Source organism: Pseudoalteromonas sp. 2CM36K (genome assembly GCF_023161865.1).
Taxonomy (GTDB): Bacteria; Pseudomonadota; Gammaproteobacteria; order Enterobacterales; family Alteromonadaceae; genus Pseudoalteromonas; species Pseudoalteromonas tetraodonis.
The window spans coordinates 35941-56601 of record NZ_JALNTK010000025.1; the positions used below are offsets into that span (position 1 = coordinate 35941).

At 39.8% G+C, this 20661-nt stretch carries 17 protein-coding genes; 3 read left to right on the forward strand and 14 right to left on the reverse strand.

Annotation, left to right across the window (positions count from 1 at the left end):
• Positions 1-11 precede the first annotated feature (11 nt).
• The 11 genes from uspE to ccoN form a co-directional block, all read right to left on the reverse strand.
• Positions 12-938: a universal stress protein UspE gene (gene uspE / locus MTN97_RS15025; protein ID WP_036983022.1), complete on the reverse strand. Its 927-nt coding sequence runs from the start codon at positions 936-938 to the stop codon at positions 12-14.
• A 161-nt stretch (positions 939-1099) separates the two neighbouring features.
• Positions 1100-2254: a right-handed parallel beta-helix repeat-containing protein gene (locus MTN97_RS15030; protein ID WP_248474773.1), complete on the reverse strand. Its 1155-nt coding sequence runs from the start codon at positions 2252-2254 to the stop codon at positions 1100-1102.
• 196 nt (positions 2255-2450) lie between these two features.
• Positions 2451-3188 carry an FNR family transcription factor gene (locus MTN97_RS15035; RefSeq protein ID WP_036983021.1) on the reverse strand — a complete coding sequence of 246 codons (738 nt, stop codon included), beginning with the start codon at positions 3186-3188 and terminating at the stop codon, positions 2451-2453.
• Positions 3189-3230: 42 nt separating this feature from the next.
• Positions 3231-3902, reverse strand: a complete 672-nt coding sequence (locus MTN97_RS15040; RefSeq protein WP_024601376.1) for a sulfite exporter TauE/SafE family protein — start codon at positions 3900-3902, stop codon at positions 3231-3233.
• Complete coding sequence (gene ccoS, locus MTN97_RS15045; RefSeq protein ID WP_008109812.1) at positions 3895-4062, reverse strand: cbb3-type cytochrome oxidase assembly protein CcoS; 168 nt, start codon at positions 4060-4062, stop codon at positions 3895-3897. The genes MTN97_RS15040 and ccoS overlap by 8 nt, the downstream gene beginning before the upstream one ends.
• On the reverse strand, positions 4059-6431 hold the full coding sequence (locus MTN97_RS15050) for a heavy metal translocating P-type ATPase (RefSeq protein WP_248474774.1): 2373 nt from the start codon (positions 6429-6431) through the stop codon (positions 4059-4061). Before MTN97_RS15050 ends, ccoS begins: the two co-directional genes overlap by 4 nt.
• Before the next feature lie 8 nt (positions 6432-6439).
• The gene (locus tag MTN97_RS15055) at positions 6440-6931 is read right to left on the reverse strand and encodes a FixH family protein (RefSeq protein WP_069439306.1); all 492 of its coding nucleotides are present in this window, start codon (positions 6929-6931) and stop codon (positions 6440-6442) included.
• A gap of 149 nt (positions 6932-7080) precedes the next feature.
• Complete coding sequence (ccoP, locus tag MTN97_RS15060; RefSeq protein ID WP_036983016.1) at positions 7081-8115, reverse strand: cytochrome-c oxidase, cbb3-type subunit III; 1035 nt, start codon at positions 8113-8115, stop codon at positions 7081-7083.
• The gene (locus MTN97_RS15065; RefSeq protein WP_010389598.1) at positions 8112-8297 is read right to left on the reverse strand and encodes a cbb3-type cytochrome oxidase subunit 3; all 186 of its coding nucleotides are present in this window, start codon (positions 8295-8297) and stop codon (positions 8112-8114) included. Before MTN97_RS15065 ends, ccoP begins: the two co-directional genes overlap by 4 nt.
• 6 nt (positions 8298-8303) lie before the next feature.
• Positions 8304-8978, reverse strand: coding sequence for a cytochrome-c oxidase, cbb3-type subunit II (ccoO, locus tag MTN97_RS15070; RefSeq protein ID WP_033102690.1), 675 nt, complete (start codon positions 8976-8978; stop codon positions 8304-8306).
• A gap of 12 nt (positions 8979-8990) precedes the next feature.
• Positions 8991-10424, reverse strand: coding sequence for a cytochrome-c oxidase, cbb3-type subunit I (ccoN, locus tag MTN97_RS15075; RefSeq protein WP_010389600.1), 1434 nt, complete (start codon positions 10422-10424; stop codon positions 8991-8993).
• A gap of 337 nt (positions 10425-10761) precedes the next feature.
• On the opposite strand from ccoN, the gene MTN97_RS15080 reads away from it, so the two are divergent.
• The 3 genes from MTN97_RS15080 (at position 10762) to MTN97_RS15090 (ending at position 16014) form a co-directional block, all read left to right on the forward strand.
• On the forward strand, positions 10762-11211 hold the full coding sequence (locus tag MTN97_RS15080) for a hypothetical protein (protein ID WP_248474775.1): 450 nt from the start codon (positions 10762-10764) through the stop codon (positions 11209-11211).
• Between the two features lie 754 nt (positions 11212-11965).
• Entirely contained in the window at positions 11966-14542 is a 2577-nt protein-coding gene (locus MTN97_RS15085; protein ID WP_248474776.1) for a TonB-dependent receptor plug domain-containing protein, read from the forward strand.
• 104 nt (positions 14543-14646) lie between these two features.
• Positions 14647-16014, forward strand: coding sequence for a hypothetical protein (locus MTN97_RS15090; RefSeq protein ID WP_248474777.1), 1368 nt, complete (start codon positions 14647-14649; stop codon positions 16012-16014).
• 23 nt (positions 16015-16037) lie between these two features.
• Here MTN97_RS15090 and MTN97_RS15095 read toward each other — a convergent pair whose 3' ends face one another.
• From MTN97_RS15095 to mfd, 3 genes are read right to left on the reverse strand one after another with little or no spacing between them, the layout of a single operon-like run.
• Positions 16038-16292 carry an outer membrane protein assembly factor BamE gene (locus MTN97_RS15095; RefSeq protein ID WP_138626899.1) on the reverse strand — a complete coding sequence of 85 codons (255 nt, stop codon included), beginning with the start codon at positions 16290-16292 and terminating at the stop codon, positions 16038-16040.
• Positions 16293-16319: 27 nt separating this feature from the next.
• On the reverse strand, positions 16320-17156 hold the full coding sequence (locus tag MTN97_RS15100) for a peptidoglycan binding protein CsiV (RefSeq protein ID WP_248474778.1): 837 nt from the start codon (positions 17154-17156) through the stop codon (positions 16320-16322).
• Positions 17156-20629: a transcription-repair coupling factor gene (gene mfd, locus MTN97_RS15105; protein WP_248474779.1), complete on the reverse strand. Its 3474-nt coding sequence runs from the start codon at positions 20627-20629 to the stop codon at positions 17156-17158. The genes MTN97_RS15100 and mfd overlap by 1 nt, the downstream gene beginning before the upstream one ends.
• Positions 20630-20661 lie beyond the last annotated feature (32 nt).

The window sequence follows — 20661 nt, forward strand, 5'->3', positions numbered from 1 at the left end:
TACTGCAAACGCTAACTTTCTGCGAGCGGGCTTACGTACCCATCAGGTTTAAGTGCAAGTACATCACAATCAAGGCTGTCAATAACATGCTCAGCAGTGTTGCCTACTAAGGCAGCGCTTAAGCCAGTCCGTCCGACCGTGCCAATAACCACTAATTCGCTGTTTAAGCGTTTTGCAACATCCGGTATCACATCTTCTGGCAATCCCTCTTCAATAAAGCATTGATCAGAGGTTAGGTTAAACTCATTAGCGAGTTCATTGGTTGATTCAATATGATGTTTTTTAACTGATTCGTTATATAACCCTGGGTTAAACTCAGGGATCTCTATGGCTATATTAACCGGTGTAGCAGGGTATGCATTGACTAAGTTAAGTTTAGCATTAGCCAGTTCACATAAAAATTGTGCATCTTTAATTATGCGTTTATTAAGTGACAGGTGCTGATCATTTTCACTGACTGCATTAACAGCCGCTAAAATATTCCCATGTGCTGGCCACGCCATATCTTTCACAAATAATACAGGGGTTGGGCATTTTCTGACTAAGTGCCAGTCTGTTGGCGTGAAAATAACCGCTTTAAGCGCACCATGCTGATGAGTACCTTTGATCACTAGGTCATATTTATCATTAATAACGGTATTAATAATGGCTTCGTAAGGGCGGTTATGCCAAATGACTTGGGTATTAATATTAATGTTTTGATAAGGAGAGACAAGATCTTTTAACCATAGTTCGCGATCTTTTAACACCGCTTTGCGCATTGCTTCACGTTCATCACCAGAGAGCATAGTAGTCATTTCGTAAGAGAAATCGTATACCGTCATAAAGGCGGTAATGCTAGCCCCTGATTTTTTGGCTAAATCTATTGAGCGCGCGAGGGCATTTTGATCGTCTTTAGTTGGGTCAATAACCGCGATAATACGTTTAATCGTTTCCATTGTGCTACTCCGTTCACTTAACAGTTATACCTTGAGTGTAACGCAAATACACAACAGTTAAAGGGGTAGCACTAATATTCTTGTTCTATATCAAGAAATAAAGTTTCTCTAATTTTAAAACTCTTTATCTTGTATAAAAGCATGTACGGCTTTATAAAAATTTAATTATTCTCAGGTTTTATTAAAGTGTTGTCTTCTACAGTGAATCCACTCGTTTTTTTCACAAAGCCTACTTCAGGTAGTAAGTTATAAACGTTATCTTTAATGGTAGAAAACAGATAACTCTTTCCACCTCTACTGAATAAGTTAATAAGATACCAATATTTCTTTTCAGGATAAACAGTCATATCAACGTCAATAAAGTGATTGTTATTGATATAAATACCTCTTACGTATTTGTCATCTATTAGCTCGCCGGTTACATCTGACTGTATTCTAATGCCTCCCTTAGAGCGTAAAATAGTGTTGTGAGTAAAATAAATACTTCCCCAATTAAAAGGCTCCGTTACACTTTTTGGTTTGTTTGGGTAAGCATTGAGGATAAACTTATCACTGTCTAGAAAGGTATTAGCAATGATTTTTACGTTAGAGTAATAAGTAATTTCTATAGCTGTGCCTTTAGTGTTTTTGAAAGTGTTATATCTTACTAGGGCCTTTGATACAGGTTTAACCGTGGCAAATTTCAATGATCCTTTTAATCCCTCAAAAATATTATTTTCAACTGTAATATCATGCGTACCTCCATAGTTATTATTCCACGGGTGAGTAGTTGTTACTTGTGTAACATTTTCAAAGTAATTATTACGAATATCAATTCTGAAAGAATTTATATTCGTATCGTGGGATGATAAGTGTGAAGATGTTGCTCTTATAGCCGCATCGCCAAAATCATAAAAATGATTATGTTTAATTAAAATATCTTCGGAGCCTGCAAAAAGGATACCTTGCTCACCCCAAACATAATTAATTTTGTCTGTGGTTAACCCTCTAAAAATAAAACCATTAATTTCTATAGAGCGTGAATTATAAAAGGATAAAATATACTCTCCTTCAAATTGGTCACACTTTTTTAGTGTAACGCCAGCATTAGCGGTGATAGTAATGTTACTAAGGTTTCTGACGATAATAGCTGAACATATATCGTAAACTCCAGGCTTGTCTATTTTAAGCTCAGAACTTTCTGCAGTGTTTAAAATCAAGTCTTTTAGTGCTTGTGAGTCATCAATGCCATCATCGGGGATCATTGAGCTCGATGCTTGGCTACTAAATAAAATACTTAAAGAAAGAGTGATAAATAGAAATAAATAATTAGGCATAAGATTGTCCTTCTATGTAAGAATTTAATAGGACGTAGTTGCTTTTATATTAAAAAATGAGCCAGACAATTCATTCATCGACTATTAAAAGTGAATGGTTAATACCTCTACTCAAAGTGTTAGTAGAGATAGAGCATAATTGCAATAATTACGCTCCAATTCAGGGTAGGATTAATTTTAAAATGAGAAGCGATTATTAACGAGGCTTAACAATCGCAGCCGTTTTGGCTAAAGCGTCATTATCTAAAATAGTAATAAATTTACCTTCTACTTTAATTAAGTCGGCTTTTTGAAAACGGCTTAATAAACGGCTGATAGTTTCTACTGTTAAACCTAAGTAGTTACCAATTTCGCCGCGAGTCATAGTAAATCTAAATTCTTTACGTGAAAAACCACGCTCACCAAAACGCTCTGATAAGTTATAAATAAAGCTAGCAAGACGTTCTTCAGCAGACTTTTTATTAAGTAATAGTAGCATTTCTTGATCGTAGGTTATTTCGCTACTCATTAAACGCATTATTTGTTGGCGCAATTTAGGCAGTTTACCGGCTAGTTCGTCAAGAGTTACAAAGGGAATTTCACATACCATTGAGGTTTCTAGTGCTTGAGAAAAACTTTGATGTTGCATTTTATTGATGGCGTCAAAACCAACAAGGTCGCCCGCTAAATGAAAGCCTGTAATTTGTTCATCGCCTTGCTCTGACAAGGTATACGACTTAAACGACCCCGAACGAACTGCATAAATTGCATTTAAAGGTGCGCCCGATTCAAATAAGTAGTCACCCTTGTGTAATGGTTTTTTTCGCTCAATGATCTCATCAAGTTTATCCATTTCTTGGCCATTTAAAGAAAATGGTAAACATAACTGGCTAATACTGCAGTTATTACAGCTAATGGCACAATTACCTTTAGCACGACTTTGAGAAAAATCCATAAGTTCAATCCGTTAAATTTTTATGCACAACGTTTACCAATGTTAATGCACTAGCTTGTCTGTTGCAATGATCAGAAGGTAGATACCATACCAAATGATAACACTGCCTAATATTATTCGCGTCCAAGGGTGATTAAAAAGCGTATTGAGCTTTTGTGCTGCCACACCTAAGGTGATCATGGCAGGGAACGTCCCTAGGGCAAATGCTAGCATAACCAGAGCACCATTTATGGCAGTGCCACTGGTCATCGCCCATGTGAGCGCAGAATATACTAAGCCGCACGGTAACCAGCCCCATAGCGCGCCATAACCAAGCGCTTTTAGTGGGGAATCAATGGGCATTAAATATTTATTTAGTTTAATTAAGTGCTGCCAAATGAGGGTTTTGCCAAGTTTTTCGAGCCATTGTAATGTCGCGGCTAAGCGCATGATATAAACGCCGACCAGTAACATAAACACGCCCGCTAAAAATGATAAAAACAGCGCAAAGGCCGAGTTTTGTGTGGCAAATTGACTACTAATACCGGCAACAAGGGCACCAGCTAGCATATAACTTAGCGCTCTACCGCTATTATAGGCTAGAGAGTATAACCAAGTTTGGCGCTTGTTACTGGCTAACTGTAATGAGCTGGCAATGCCGCCGCACATAGCAATGCAATGGCCACTGCCAATCAACCCCATTAAAAAAGCACTAACAAAAATCGGGTCAATCATTACTTTTATTGTGTTGCTCTTTATCGTCTTCAAACAAAATACTGTGGCCTTGCTTGTTTAAATCAGAGAATTGCTCGCCTTTTACTGCCCAAAAAAACACGCCAATGGCAATTAGTACAAACAAGATAGCGATAGGAACTAAAATATAAATTATGCTCATAACTTTAATAGCCTTAGTGAATTACATATCACAATAATAGAGCTGGCAGACATACCAATTACCGCCATCCAAGGCGCAACTAAACCCATAGCAGCAAGCGGCAATATAGAGCCATTATATAATAAAGAAAGCGCTAGGTTTTGCTTAATTATACGCCGTGTTTGCTTAGCAATCGTCAACAAATGATCAATAGAGGCTAAATCACTGTTAAGCAATACAACATCAGCACTGTTTTTAGATATATCGGCACCGGTTTCCATGGCGATAGATAAATGGGCGCTGGCAAAGACTGGGCTGTCGTTTACGCCATCGCCAACCATAGCAACAACTTCACCTTGAGTTGACCAGCGTTCAACTGCGACTTGTTTATCTTTTGGACTACAATTGGATTGTACTGAATCAAGCTTTAATTTTTTAGCCACCTTGGCACCGGCAGCTGAGGCGTCACCTGTTAGCATATGACAACTTAGATTGGCAGCTTTTAACGAGTTAATGAGTTTATCGGCATCTGTTTTTACTTTATCAATAAAGTAAAAGCGTGCAACAGGTTGCTTGTTTATGTAAAGGGTAGCTTGCGCATTGGTTTTTTTGGTATCAAACCAGCCACTTTTACCAATGGCGTAATGCGTATTATCGTATTGAGCACTGATCCCAACCCCGGGATGGAGTTGTACACCGTCAAATTTACGCTGACCTTTAAACTCTTTAAAGGCACTAGCAATAGGATGCTCAGAATAGCTCTCAAGCTGTGCTGCAATATCAAGAATTTGCTCTTTGCTGTAGTTATCATCAAGTATGTCAACAACGTCGAGGCTAAATTTACCTTGCGTAAGCGTACCTGTTTTATCAAAAGCAACTAAAGTAAGCTTTGATAGGGTTTCTAACACATGTGCTTGCTTAATTAATATTCCTTTACGAGTTAAGGTAGCCACAGCACAGGTTAACGCGGTTGGAATAGCTAAACTTAATGCGCACGGGCAGGTGGCCACTAACACCGATATAGTGATCCAAAAAGCAACATCAGGGTCAATTTGATACCAGCCAATGGCGGTTAGAGAGGCAAATACCAGTAATACCGCGACAAACCACTGCGCTACTTTGTCGGTAATTTCTACTAACCGTGGGCGTTTTGTTAGGGCATTATGTTGCAGGCGAATAATTTGATTAAGCAGGGTATTTTGGCCCAGCTTATTGATTTTTATTTCAATAATACCATCATGATTAACCGTGCCCGCATATACGTTATGATCAATATACTTTCGTACTGGCTGATGTTCACCAGTCATCATAGACTCATCAACACTGGTGCTGCCTTTGACTAAGATGCCATCGGCAGGGATAGTTTCGCCTGCTTTTATTAAAACGATATCGTTAAGCTTGAGCTTTTTAGCGGCAATTATGTGCTCTTTGCCGTTTTCATCGAGTGTACGGGCAGTCAGAGGCAGTAGCTTTTGTAAGTTGGCTGTAAATTCACTGGCCTTTAAACGCGCTCTAAATTCTAAGTATTTACCTAATAAGAGTAAAAAGGTAAACATACAAATAGATTCAAAGTAAACTTCACCGACTTCCATTACCGTGGCGTAACAGCTTGCACCATAGGCACCAAAAATCGCCAATGATACCGGTAAATCCATATTCAGTTGTTTTGCTTTTAAGCCGTTAATTGCGTTACTTAGAAAGGGCAGGGCACTGTATAAAATTACGGGCGTTGCAAGGATCAAGCTGATCCATCTAAAGTACTGTTCAAAATTACTGTCCATCCCAGAGAACATGCCAAAGTACATAGCAAAGGCAAACATCATCACTTGCATGGTCATTAAGCCTGCCACGCCGAGGCGGCGAATATACGCTTTGGCTGTTTGTTGTTTTTGCTGGGCTTCTAAATCTGATTGGAATGGATAGGCTTTGTAGCCTATTTCAGCCAGTGAGGTGATTAGCTCACTTAAAGGGGTTGCGCTTTTATCCCATTGTATCATAGCGCGATTTGTTGAGGTGTTTACATCAACGCGCTTTACCGATTTAAGGTTAAGTAATTGCTTTTCAATAAGCCAGGCACAGGCGGCGCAGGTAATGCCCTCAACACTGAGAAGCACCTCAGAGTTGTCGTTATGCGTACTGATAAACTCATCTTGAACATCTTCATTGTCATAGCTTTTAATAAAAGCGAGCTGTTCAGGGACGAGTTGCTCTACTTTACCGGCACTAACAGTGCGATATTTGTAGTAGTCGGTCATCCCTTGGTCAATGATATTTTGTGCAACAGCTTGGCAGCCAATGCAACACATTGGCTCAGCGGTATTGTCTATAACAACATGTGCGCTAAATCCAGCAGGCACACTTTCAAGACAATGAAAGCAATTTTTAGACATACTAAATACTACTTATAGTTAGGAGTCACTAAAACGGTGGCGGTGGTTGGTAAACTAACGTTTTCTTTCATTTTCCAACTGTTATCAACGGGTTCAATAAATACCGAATATGCCCCTGGTGTATAGCTTTCTAATAATGCAGTGAACTCTTGATTAGCATTTGGAGTGAGGGTAGCTTCAAAATCTTGTGCTTTTATAGTTCGGTGAAAAAACGACAATCTTAATGCGTGTATATTACTGGTATCGCCTTTGGTAAATTTAAAGCTTACACGCTTATCTGATACATTTAGGTCGCCATGTAAATACAACGCTTTTGCTTTATCAAACTTAACGAGTTCTAAGTTGATTGCTTTGCCTTTTTTATAGTAATCATCTACAACCATATCTGGGCCGTTACCAATGGCTGTAATAAATAAACTAATGCAGCCAATAATTGCAGCTAAAGGAAAGAAGATTAAAAACCAAGGCCAAAAATTTTTATACCACGGAGTCGGTTGCATAGTCGCTCTAAAATTAATTAATGTGCGGCTATATTATAATAAATAGAATGAAAAGACTAAAAAAAAGCCTCCGAGTGGAGGCTTTTTTGATCTGAATTAATCTACTGAAATAAAAAGATTAAAACTGAAACGTTTTGTTAACTTTATCGTCATTTATCTTGCGATAAGCTGTAAACGTAAGCAGTTAATAGGTGAATTTTATCTTCGCCTAAAATCTCTTTCCATGCAGGCATTACACCAGCACGGCCATGGTTAAGTGTTTCTTCAACAGCGCGTTGAGAGCCACCGTATAACCAAATGTTATCAGTTAAGTTTGGTGCACCAAACGGTAGGTTATGGGCAACTGAACCTTTACCATCTGGACCATGACACGCAGCACACATAGCAAATTTTGCTTTACCTGCATCGGCATCTTTTTGGTTAACAGTACGGCCAGATAGGCTAAGTACGTAAGCCGTCATTTCTTTAACGCCTTGCTCACCTAATGCATCACCCCAAGGTGGCATTGCTGCAACACGACCTAAAAGTAATGTTTCTCTGATCTTGTCAGGAGAACCACCGTACAACCAATCGTTGTCAGTAAGGTTAGGGAAGCCAGTACCACCACGAGCATCAGAGCCATGACATTGTGCACAGTTTTGTGAGAACAAACGTTGACCAATTTCAACAGCGAGTTGACCTTGCGTTTGCTCATGCGTAGTGCCGTTTTCTAGCGCAACTTGCTGTGCTGCATCACCAGCAAATTTAGACTCTACTAAATCTAGAACAGGTATTTGAGCCAATTCATTAAAAATAGGACCAAAACGTTCTTCAGCAGTGCGGTATTCAGCATCTAGCTTTACAAAACGGCCATCTTCTTTAGCTTCAATGACTGCTTCTTTCGATTCAGTTAAAGAGGTAATACCTTGGTTTGAGCTTGTCCATTTTGCTAAACCTTCCCAGTTACCTAAACCTGGGTAGGCTGCTAAGTAATAAACAGACCACACAAAGGTTGCGAAGAACATGTAAGTCCACCATTTTGGTAGTGGATTGTTTAATTCTTCAATGCCGTCAAACTCATGTCCACAGCTTTCACCTTCTTTTACGCCTACATAGTTTTTTAAGTTCCAAACTAGTAGACCAAAGATAATGATTAAGCATGCAAGGGTTAATACAATAACCCATATACTCCAAAAGCTAGTCATTTCTCAGACCCCTTTTCCTCGTTAGAGAGTGTATTGTTGTGTTTTTTTTCATCTTCAAATATGACATTAGCAGCGTCTTTAAAACGACTTTTACTACGCTTGCTATATGCCCATCCAACAATCACAATAAATAATACTAAAATTACCAGAGTCAAAATGCCTCTGTATGTCCCGTAGTCCATAATAATCTACTTCAAATGTGTGCCAAGTTGTTGCAAATAAGCAATAAGGGCTTGCATTTCTGTTGCACCTTTACCGTCATTCATTGCATCAACTTTAGCAATGTCAGCGATTAATTCCTCGTCACTGCCATAACCTAGACCCGGGTGTTTTGGGTTTTCTGGATTAATAGCAAACGTGTCACGGAAAATTTGTAGCTTTTTCAGAGTCAGACTTGTATCAAGCGTGTTCTCTGCTAACCAAGGGAAACTTGGCATATTAGACTCAGGAACCACGGCACGTGGATCCATTAAGTGCGCATAATGCCAATCATCTGAGTAACGTTTACCTACTCGTGCTAAGTCAGGGCCAGTACGTTTAGAACCCCAAAGGAAAGGGTGATCCCATACTGATTCGCCTGCTACAGAGTAGTGACCGTAACGCTCAACTTCATCACGAAATGGACGGATCATTTGAGAGTGACAGTTAGCACAACCTTCACGCACATAAATGTCGCGACCTTCAAACTCTAGTGCATTTAACGGGCGTAACCCATCCACTGGCTTGGTTGTATCGTCTTGGAACATTAGCGGCGTAATTTCTACTAATGCACCGAAGCTGATTGCGAAAACAGTCAAGATGGCCATGAGGCCAATGTTTTTCTCGATAATTTCGTGTTTGTTTTGTGAATTTTTATTGCTCATTATCTAACTCCGTTATGCTAACTGCGCTTGTTCATCAAGTTCTAACGAGTTATTTTTCGCTGAAACTGTACGATAAACGTTATAAGCCATAACCAGCATACCTGTAACGATGAATACACCGCCTAAGAAACGCATAACATAGAAAGGATGAGAGGCTTCTAACGATTGTACAAAGCTGTACATTAATGTACCGTCAGAGTTAACTGCACGCCACATTAGACCTTGCATTACACCTGAAATCCACATTGCAACAATGTATAAAACAACACCCACTGTGTGTAACCAGAAGTGTGTATTGATTAATTTAATGCTGTACATACGACCTTGCGAGAATAACGCAGGGATAAGGTGGTAAATAGCACCGATAGAAATCATCGCAACCCAACCTAATGCACCTGAGTGAACGTGACCTACAGTCCAATCTGTGTAGTGCGATAACGCATTAACAGATTTAATTGCCATCATCGGGCCTTCAAACGTCGACATACCGTAGAAAGACAATGAAACCACTAAGAAACGTAAAACAGGGTCAGTACGTAGCTTATGCCATGCACCTGAGAGCGTCATAATACCGTTGATCATACCACCCCAAGACGGTACGAATAAGATAATAGACATCACCATACCTAAGCTTTGCGTCCAATCAGGAAGCGCAGTGTAGTGAAGGTGGTGAGGACCTGCCCAAATGTAAAGAGAGATAAGTGCCCAAAAGTGAACAACCGACAAACGGTATGAGTAAACAGGGCGACCCGCTTGCTTTGGTACAAAGTAATACATCATACCTAAGAAGCCAGCAGTAAGAAGGAAGCCTACTGCGTTGTGGCCATACCACCACTGAACCATTGCATCTACGGCACCTGCATAGATTGAATATGATTTAGTCAATGAAACTGGGACTGCCATGCTGTTAACAATATGTAGAACAGCAACAGTAATAATGAAACCAGCGTAGAACCAGTTAGCTACATAAATATGCGCTACTTTGCGTTTTGCAATAGTGCCCATAAATACAACAGCGTACGTTACCCAAACAACAGCAATTAAGATATCGATAGGCCACTCAAGTTCTGCATACTCTTTAGAACTTGAAATACCCATAGGTAGAGTAATTGCTGCTAGGACAATCACTAACTGCCAACCCCAAAAGGTGAAGGCGGCTAATTTATCTGAAAGAAGGCGCGTTTGACATGTACGTTGTACGACGTAATAAGACGTCGCAAAAAGTGCACTTGTACCAAATGCGAAAATTACTGCGTTCGTGTGTAACGGACGAAGTCGAGAGTAAGTTAACCATGGTGTGTCAAAGTTAAGAGCTGGCCAAGCTAATTGGGCAGCTATCAGAACCCCAATACCCATGCCAACGATGCCCCAAATCACTGTCATAATAGCGAATTGGCGTACAACTTTATAATTGTACTCAGTTTGTGATGCTACTGTTTGGCTCATTTTCTGGCTTCCGCTGCAATAAATGCGTTTAGAAATGAATTACCTACTTGTAAAAGTAGGACCTACTATTATTCCAAAGTATACTATCTAAAACCCACAATATATGGTTGTTACAGATAATAATCTCGAGAATTACTTGTTTTTTTTGCAGTTGAAATGATAAATTTTTTGGCTTTAAAAAGATAGGTCAATTGCGTAATAATATGACATCAATCAAACTTTATTAAGTTGCTGTCTATTTTTTGAGGTGATTTGTACCTTACTCACTCATTAAAACCGATAATCAACCAACGTGCCCAAATGTTGGGCTAATACATTAGATACTTTGAGAACCTGCATGTGTATATATAGAGTATGTTTACTTTCTTTTTTACTATTCTTACTAGGTTGTGACTTTTCTGGATCAACATCAACATCAACATCAACATCAACACCAAAAGTAAATCAATCACAAACAGAGTGTAAAAATAACAACCCGTGTATTTTTCCAAATCAAGTTAAAGTTTGGCTAAGCGAAGAAACCCTATCACCAGAGACACCGTTTTCAATTTACACTCAGTTACCGACTGGTGTAACAATAACAACAGCGGCTAAATTGGAGGGGGTAACTATGTATATGGGTTACATTCCCGTACAATTTAAAAATCAGGGCAGCGTTTGGGTAGCTAATACTATGGTAGGGATTTGCTCGGAAAAAAACATGGTGTGGAAGCTTATTCTTACTACTGTCGATACAAACACTGGCATAAGTGAAAATGTTGAATATTTCTTTAACGTTACCTATTAAAGGCTTTCTATTCAGGCGTGGTTTTTAACTGCGCCATTCCTGTAAAATTATAGCGGCAAAGCCAAATGCCTCACATTTAATAGTTATTTGCAATTAAAGTACATCTGATAAAATAACCATTCTTAATAAAGCTTTACATACCCATTTACCTTCCAAGTTTATAACTTAAGCTCTGCTTGGCTTACTTTTTTAATTGTGCTCATACGTGCAATAAAACGCCTATATCATTTGTATGTAGATTTATCTAATGGACCCACTTTGATAGCCGTTTTTAGTTTAATTGGCAGCCCGTCTTAAACCTTCAATACACATAAAATTTGCATGATTAAAACTTATAACAAAAAAATTCAGACTAAATAAACAATCTACTTGCATAAATATGGTTAGTAATTAACACCTAGTTTTACCGTTTTAATAACGAGCTGTGATTAACATGTTAATTTTCCTGTTTAGGGCACATTAATGTAATAATTACATTTGATTACAAACTCTACTCATTTGATTTCAGCTGTGTTTTTTATGTGATTACTTGGTCTTTAATTGTTGATTATAAAGTGTTTTTATTAATTAACAATGAAACATACTGTAACCTTTGTTCCTTTCGCGGGACGTTTTAATTTTTATTGATTGCACCGTGATCGCTCATTAAGTTTTCATTCAGTTAAAGGCGCCTAAGTTGCTCCCGCTCACTCAAAATTCTCATAAAAGTGAGCATTACCAATTTAGGTAAATTTCCAACAAGTAGGGTTCATCCATGAAAAAATCAACTCTTGGTTTAGCTGTAATTGCAGCAATCCCAATGTTCTCAAGTGTTCAAGTTTTAGCTGCAGACGAAGCAGCAAAGTCAATTGAAAAAATTCAAGTAACGGGTTCTCGCATTAAGCGTACCGATATGGAGACGTCTAGTCCTGTAACTTTAATCGGCGCAGATGACATTCAAGCTATGGGCGCATCAAGCATCGATAGCGTTTTACAAAAAATGACTGCAGCAGGCGGCGCAATGACTAATCCTGCTGTTAACAACGGTTCAGGCGGTAACGCACGTGTTGACCTTCGTGGTTTAGGGGCACAACGTACTCTAGTACTAGTAAATGGTCGTCGTATGATTAACTCTGGTACTGGCGCAGCATCTACTGTTGATTTAAACACCATCCCTGTATCAATGATCAAGCAAGTTGAAGTACTAAAAGACGGCGCATCTGCTGTGTACGGTACTGACGCGGTAGCTGGTGTTGTTAACATCATCTTAAAAGACGATTTCGAAGGTCTAGAAATGAATCTTAGTGGTAAGCTTGCTGATCAAGGTGATGCTGACGAAACTACATTTGACCTTACTATGGGCTCAAGCTTTGACCGTGGTAACGTCGTAATTGGTTTACAATACACAGATCGTGGCGACGCTTCTCAAGCAGACCGTGATTTCTCTGATTGTCCAATCGAAGAAGATTACGAAAATAGAAGCTTCTACTGTGGTGGTTCTTCTTACACGCCTTTTGGCCACGTATTAGTTGGTGATGATGTTAACTTACAAGGCCAAGCAGATGGTGGTTGGCATGATTACACAGCTGCAGGTGATGCTTACAACTTCTCTTCAGCAAGTTACTTATACACGCCAATGCGTCGTTTAAATCTAACAGGTGTTGGTCATTTTGAGATTACAGATGAAACACGTTTAACGTCGGAATTCACTTACTCTAAGCGTTGGTCAAGCCAACAAATGGCTCCTCAGCCAGTTTGGTTCAATGTTGATTACAATACAGAAACAATGGGTGATTCACTGCTAGCTCATGGCGTTAATAATGGTGATGATATTGCTTACCGTCGCCGTATGACTGATGTTGGTCCGCGTGGTTATGAGCAAGTAGTTGACACTGTACGTGCAGTAATAGGTCTTGACGGTACATTCGACAACGGTTGGGGCTGGGATACTTCAGTAGTATTCGGTCGTAACGACTCAGTTGACCGCGCAACTAACCTACTTAACATGGGTTCAATCCAAGACTCAATTGCTGAAGGTAACTTCAACCCACTTAGCCAAAGAGATTGGTCTGCAAGCAACCTTGCTCAGTACAACTACACTGAAAACAACTCAGGTGGTAGCCAATTACTAGTGATCTCTGCTGGCCTTAACGGTGAAGTAATGGAACTTCCAGCAGGTTACGTTGGTTTCGCAGCGGGTATTGAACGTCGTGAAGAAAAAGCATGGTACGTTCCAGATTCACTAACTTCACAAGGTCTTGCAAATGACCCACGTGTTGAACCAACAGGCGGTCGTTTCGACGTAAACGAAGCTTACGTTGAATTTGCGATTCCACTTGTAGCAGATACTGCTTTTGCAGATAACATTGATTTAAGCGCTGCTGTTCGTGCATTCGATTACAGCACATTTGGTTCAGATGAAACTTGGAAACTAGGTCTAACTTGGCGTGTAAACGACGAACTAATGTTACGTGGTGTTCGTTCAACAGCTTTCCGTGCACCTACTGTAGATGAACTCTATTCTGGCAAATCACCTTCTTTCGAACAGATTGATCTTGATGGCGTTGACGACCAAGCAGAGGTAACTGTAGGTGGTAATGAAGCTTTAACTCCAGAAGAAGCTCAAACATTAACTGCTGGTTTAGTGTATGCACCTGAATGGTTTGACGGTTTCTCAATGACATTGGATTACTTCGACATTGAAATCGAAAATGCTATCGCAAGTGTAAACAATCAGTATATTGCAGAACAGTGTTACAACAAGCCTGCTAATGCTGGTACACAACTATGCCAATCAGCTAATGTACAATTCAATGCTGGTCGATTAAGCTTCAATAACCAATTACAAAATATTGGTTCTGAGCAAACAAAAGGTTATGACGTAAACTTAACATATAAGTTTGATGCTGCTGGCCTAGCTTGGAATACAGCTGTAGATGTAACTATTCTTGATGAATATATCGTTGACTCAGGAAATGGTGAAATCGATTATCAAGGTATTATCACGTCTGGAAGTGGTGGTTATGCGAAAGTTAAGACTAACTTTACTGTGAAAGCTTCAAGTGATAATTGGGATATGCAATATCAATTACGTCTGATTGATGGAATGGATAGCTATGCTTGTTTAGCTTCTACCAGCAAGTGTTTGGTTCCTAGTGTTGGCACCGTAAGTTACCACGACATTAGCGGTACTTACATGATCAATGATGTTGTATCGTTATCAGCAGGGGTTAACAACTTATTTGATAAACAACCTCCATATTATACTGGTAACAATGATTCAAACACAGACCCGTACACATATGATGTACTAGGTCGTCGCTATTTCGCTAGCTTCAATGTGAAGTTCTAATCTAGTTAGAAATGACTACCAAGGCCCCGTTTTTACTGGGCCTTTTTTATTGAACAAAATTAAGGAGACCAGTACACTTATACACTCAATAAAAGGAGAGTTGTTTGATAAAACAAGACGAAAATTTATCGTTTGTCATAGAACCAGAGCTTACTCCTCGCTCTGAGCAGCGTCTCGATCTTTATTTTTCTATCCCAAATGAAATGGGTATTAACGCGCAAACACTCAGCGAAGAGTCTTACTTTAATAACCAATTTAAATCTTTTGTAGCCTATAACGCGAATAACATTCATCTTCCATTGGTACGAAGCCGCTTTGTGAGTAAAAACAAGGGCGAACAGCAAGATTACCGACAAAATTTAAATCTATATTGTTATCAAGTGCGTCTGGCAATTGATGCTGATATTAAAGATGCATTAAAAATTCAAGAAAGCGATGAGTTTTATCAACGAGCCATGGAGCTTTGCGAGCAAAGCCAAAGCCTACTTAGAAAACTCAGACGTTACACCCCAGATAACGAAAAGTTAATCCCGTTTTATACTAATGCAGATAATTACCTAAGCTGGCAAATTGAACAAACGTTTTTAAAGCTACTTGATGAAGGCCCGCGTAGTAGCGATTACGCTAAAGAGCGAAATGACTTATTAAACTTTTGTAAGTCAGAGAGTGAGTACCGGGCAGAGCAACAATATAATTCTGACTCAACACTTAAAGACGCCAACAGAATTACCAATAAAATGCGCCTATTACAGCGTTTAATAGAGCATGGAGTGATTTTACAGCGCCAAACACGCTATCTTAATAGTTATTTAAAACGTTTGGTAAAAGGCTCTGTAACGGCTGTTATAATGGCCTTTGTGATGGTAGTAATACTCAATGCGCGTTCTACCTTTACTGAAATAACCGCTTCATTAATTCTAATTTTAGGGGTTATTTACGGGCTGAGAGAAATATTTAAAGAAGATATTACCCGTATTATTTGGCGTGCTATTGTGCGAGGGCGGCCAAAATGGCGCTTTATTTTTAAAAACAGTATTACAAAAGATAAAGTAGCCAGTCAGTTTATTTGGTTAGAATACACGCGGTTTAAAAAAATCCCTAAAGAAGTGAGGAAAATTTTCTCTAAGCGTCGTCAGCAAAATAAACAGGCGGCGCAATGGCTGCATTTTGCTAGTGAAACCCGGGTCAGTGCCAAAGAATTTTTGCCAGGCTACGATAGCTTACAACAAACATTGCAATTTAATCTTGCACCATTTGCACGTTATTTAAAAAAGGGGGAAGGGAAGCTCTACCATTTAGAAAACAATAAAATTTCTAAACAGGGAGTAGAAAGGCGCTATCAGTTAAACATGGTGTTGGTTCTAACCGAACCGGATAAAACACTCTATCAGCGTTACAAAATAACCTTAAACCGCAGTAAAATAGTCAACATAGAGCTTATTTACACCAGCGATGCAAAAAAAGAGGAATAACATACGTTATTCCTTTGTGGTCTTTATTTATCCGTTAGCCCTTTTTTGCTGTAAAGCGTTACTTTGTCTGATACCAAGGTAATTTCGATGTTTTTAGCGTCATCACCCCAAGTACAGCTAGTATGTAATGTTTTTTCTACACAGTTATCAGCACTGCCTAAAAGTGCTTCAACTTCTGATTTGTCCATACCAATTTTAATTTTTTCGTAATTTTCCATGCTTACTTTTGAACAAGCAGCAAGACTCAGTGCTGCAGCAATTATTAGAAGCTTCTTCATTGTTATTTTCCTTTTGATTAAATACTGTTAATGGTTAAATTTTCGAATTTGTACAATCATACCCATACGAGGATGATCAAAGTAATGAATATCTTCGCTGAAAACGCGTCTAAATTGTGAAAAACGGGCTGATTCTAGCTCACCATTATCTTGCTTTTCACTAATATCGAAATCCGCATTAATGTATAAATAATGGCGTAAATGTATTTTCATTAAGCCATCTAACTCCCATTTCATTTCGGAAGATTGAGCTTCGGCAAACAGTGGCGTAGGTCTATTTATTAAGCTAATAAAGTCGGAATTAGCGTAACTAAAACCGGTGTTCATATTGTTTTTTAATTGGTTGCCTGCAAATAAGTGCATACTGGGTGAGCGTGATTTACTTGCGCCTTCAAACCGCCAGCCGGTATGTAATATAGGGGTGAGTCCTTTGCGGTCTAAAGCTTGGCGTTGTTGTTCAAACTGCAGTTGTTCAGGAGCGAGCAGGTAAGTTTGCTCCATCGTATCTTGTACTGGTGCTTGAGGGGTTACTGGCAGCACATCGTAACTTTTTACATAATCAATGCTGTCGTTACACGCTGCAGACTGTGGGTTTGAATTAACCAAAGTGTCGGCAAAAGTGCGTGTTTGAAAGCGTGGGTCACCGTTTATACACGCGTCCATTGCTTGGTTCTTATAAGCAGAGGCCAATAAGTCTAAGGTGTTTTTATCTTCAATGGCGTCATGCTTTAAGCTAAAGTCTTCTTGTAAGTTAGGAGCAGGGCGCTGTTTAAATATTAACACCTCTACTTCAAACCAGCGCTCTGCAAATGCAGTACTGCTAAATAAGCAGCATAAAATAACCAGCGATTTTTTCAGCAACATTAATGGCTAACCTTTTTTTCGAAATCTGCAATCATAGCAGTGATCATTTTTAAGCGTTCACGGGCATTCGCCTCGCTAATGGCAAAGCGTAGTTTATTTGCGCCATCCATTTTATAAATGTGTGGCGCACTTTGTATCAAACCAATAATGAAGCTAGGATTAACCTTGGTATTTTGACTAAACTCAAAGTAGCCTCCTTTCGGGTTAGCTTCTATTTTGGTTATGCCCAAATTGCTCGCCTGCATTTTTAGTTGTTGTAAACTAAATAGGTTTTTAGCTGCATCAGGTAATAAACCAAAGCGATCTATCAATTCTACTTGCAGTTCATCAATATCAGCAAGGTTAGCACAACTTGCTACACGCTTGTACATACCTAAACGCGCATTAACATCGTGAATATAATCATCAGGTAACAAGGCAGGTAGCTTTAAATCAACTTCGGTTTGTTTTTGTAATAGATTTTCAAGGGTTGGCTCTTGACCATTTTTAAGCGCGTTAACAGCCTGTTCAAGCATTTCCATATACAAATTAAAGCCAATGGTTTGCATTTGTCCAGATTGATCGTCTCCTAATAGCTCACCGGCACCACGAATTTCTAAATCGTGGGTTGCCAAGGCAAAGCCCGCGCCTAAATCTTCTAATGAGGCAATGGCATCCAAACGCTTTTTCGCATCTTTAGAGAGCGCTTTAGGGTTACCTGTAAGTAAATAAGCATAGGCTTGGTGATGGCTTCTACCAACACGCCCGCGTAATTGATGCAGCTGAGCAAGACCGAGTTTATCGGCTCTGTCCATAATAATGGTATTTGCTGTGGGTACATCAATGCCGGTTTCAATAATCGTAGTACATACCAGTACATTGTATTTTTGATGATAAAAATCGGTCATAATCTGCTCAAGCTCTTGCTCTCGCATTTGCCCGTGGGCTGAGGTAACTGTTGCCTCAGGCACCCATTCGCTAATTTCTTGAGCAACACGCTCAATGGTTTCTACATTGTTGTGTAAAAAGTACACCTGGCCGCCGCGTTTAATCTCACGTAAAACCGCTTCGCGAATAAGCTCTTCGTCGCGTTGGCGCACAAAAGTTTTAACAGCTAAGCGTTTAGCCGGTGGGGTAGCAATAATAGATAAATCGCGCATACCACTCATGGCCATATTTAAAGTACGGGGAATAGGGGTTGCTGTCAGGGTGAGTATGTCAACATCCGCTCTCAGGGCTTTAATTTTTTCTTTTTGGCGCACCCCAAATCGGTGTTCTTCATCAACAATTAACAGGCCTAAGTCTTTAAAATTGATGTCTTGTTGAATTAGTTTATGCGTGCCAATAACCACATCAAGCTTGCCATTACTCATTTTTTCAAGGGTTTCTTTTTGCTCTTTGGTCGAATTAAAACGCGACAGCACACCCACTTCAATTGGAAAATCAGCAAAGCGGTCTTTAAAGTTATCGTAGTGTTGTTGAGCAAGTAGGGTGGTAGGGACTAAAATAGCAACTTGCTTATTATCGTTAACCGCGACAAACGCTGCACGCATTGCTACTTCAGTTTTACCAAAGCCTACATCACCACAGACTAAGCGATCCATGGCTTGTTTTGATTGCATATCACCCAGTACAGCTTCAATAGCGTTACGTTGATCATCCGTTTCTTCAAACGGGAAGCTATCACTAAATTGACGATAAGCTTGGCCATCAAGCGTAAATTTATTACCCGGCTTTGCTTGGCGCTGAGCGTAAATATCGAGCAATTCAGCAGCGACATCACGTACTTTTTCAGCGGCGCGTTTTTTTGCCTTATCCCACGCATCAGAGCCGAGCTTGTGCAGTGGGGCACTGGCTTCTTCACCGCCAGAGTAACGGCTAAGCATATGAAGCGCTGATACCGGCACATAGAGCTTTGCTTCACCGGCATAAATAATGGTTACAAATTCAGTAACCACACCGGCGGCATCAATTGTTTGCAGTCCTTGATAACGGCCAACACCATGGTCAAGGTGCACAACCGGTTGGCCTTCTTTTAACTCTGCTAAGTTACGAATTAGCGCATCTTGGCTTGCTTCATACTTGTGCTTACGGCGTCTGCGTTGTGATACTTTAATTCCAAGCAATTCTTGCTCAGTAATAATGCTCAGGCTAGGTTTTGTGCTAAGCACAACACTTTGTTCAAGTGGGCTTACAATTAAACCAACGTCACTACTGCTGTTGATAAATTGCTCAAAAGTATCAAATTCTTTAAATTTTAAGCCGCTGGGTTTTAATATACTCAGTAATGATTCACGTCGACCATCCGACTCAACACTAATGACAACTCGGCCTTTTTTCTTTTTTTGCTCTGCCACATAGCTAATGAATGCGTTGTAGGGTTCATGTTGTTTATGATCAATGCGGACATTGGGTAATTCATTAACGGCAAGGTTTTTATTGCCGGCTTTAGTGCCCAATTTTGCTTGCGATAAACGAATGCGGCCATAATTACCTAAGTTTGAAAATAGCTCATTGATTGGCTGGTACAATTCATCCGGTGGTAAAAGTGGGCGCAAGGGGTCCACACGGCGGTTTTCATAGCGTACATTAACATCGTGCCAAAAATTATCCGCCGCATGTTCTAAATCGCCTAATTGCATCACGGTCGTTGATTCAGGCAAATAGTCAAAAATAGTCGCCAAGCCATCAAAAAATAATGGCATGTAGTATTCAATACCTCCAGGCCAATTACCTTTACTAACTTGCATATAGACAGAGTCTTGTTCTGCGCTTGCGCCAAACTTTTCACGATAGTTTATTCTAAAGCGTTCAATATCTGTGTCGTTAGTGGGGAATTCATGGGCAGGGAGTAACTCAATTTTTTCAACTTTTTCGTCTGAGCGTTGTGTTTCCACATCAAATAAGCGAATGGTATCAAGCTCGTCATCAAAAAAATCGAGCCTAAATGGGTGTTTACTGCCCATCGGGTATAAATCAACAATAGAGCCACGTATTGCATATTCGCCATGCTCCATAACTTGTTGCACGTGCATGTAACCCGCTTGCTCTAAGTTTTCACGCAAAGCGTGGGTGTCTAATCTATCGCCCACTTTAAAATTAAGCGTTGAACCGTATATAAACGAAGTAGGGGCCGTGCGCAGCATCAGCGTTGATACAGGCATAATGAGCACGCTTTGTTGCTCGTTTTTCAGGGTATTAAGCGTTGCTAAGCGCGCGGAAATAATATCTTGATGGGGAGAAAAATGATCGTAAGGCAATGTCTCCCAATCCGGAAATATCATTACCGGGTTATCCGGAAGCAAATACTCTAATTCGGTTTCAAGGCGCAAAGCACTTGGTGTATCTGGCGTAACTATTAACACTAAGTTATCTTGTTGTTTTACACCTTGTGCAATGGCAATGCTCAAGCCACTGCCTAAAAGCTCGCCCCATTGAATTTTATCTTTTTGAGATTTTACCCAAGGCAAGGCTGCCCATTGCTCAAACGCCATTAATTACTCCATTAAATTAGGCTCTTAGCTGC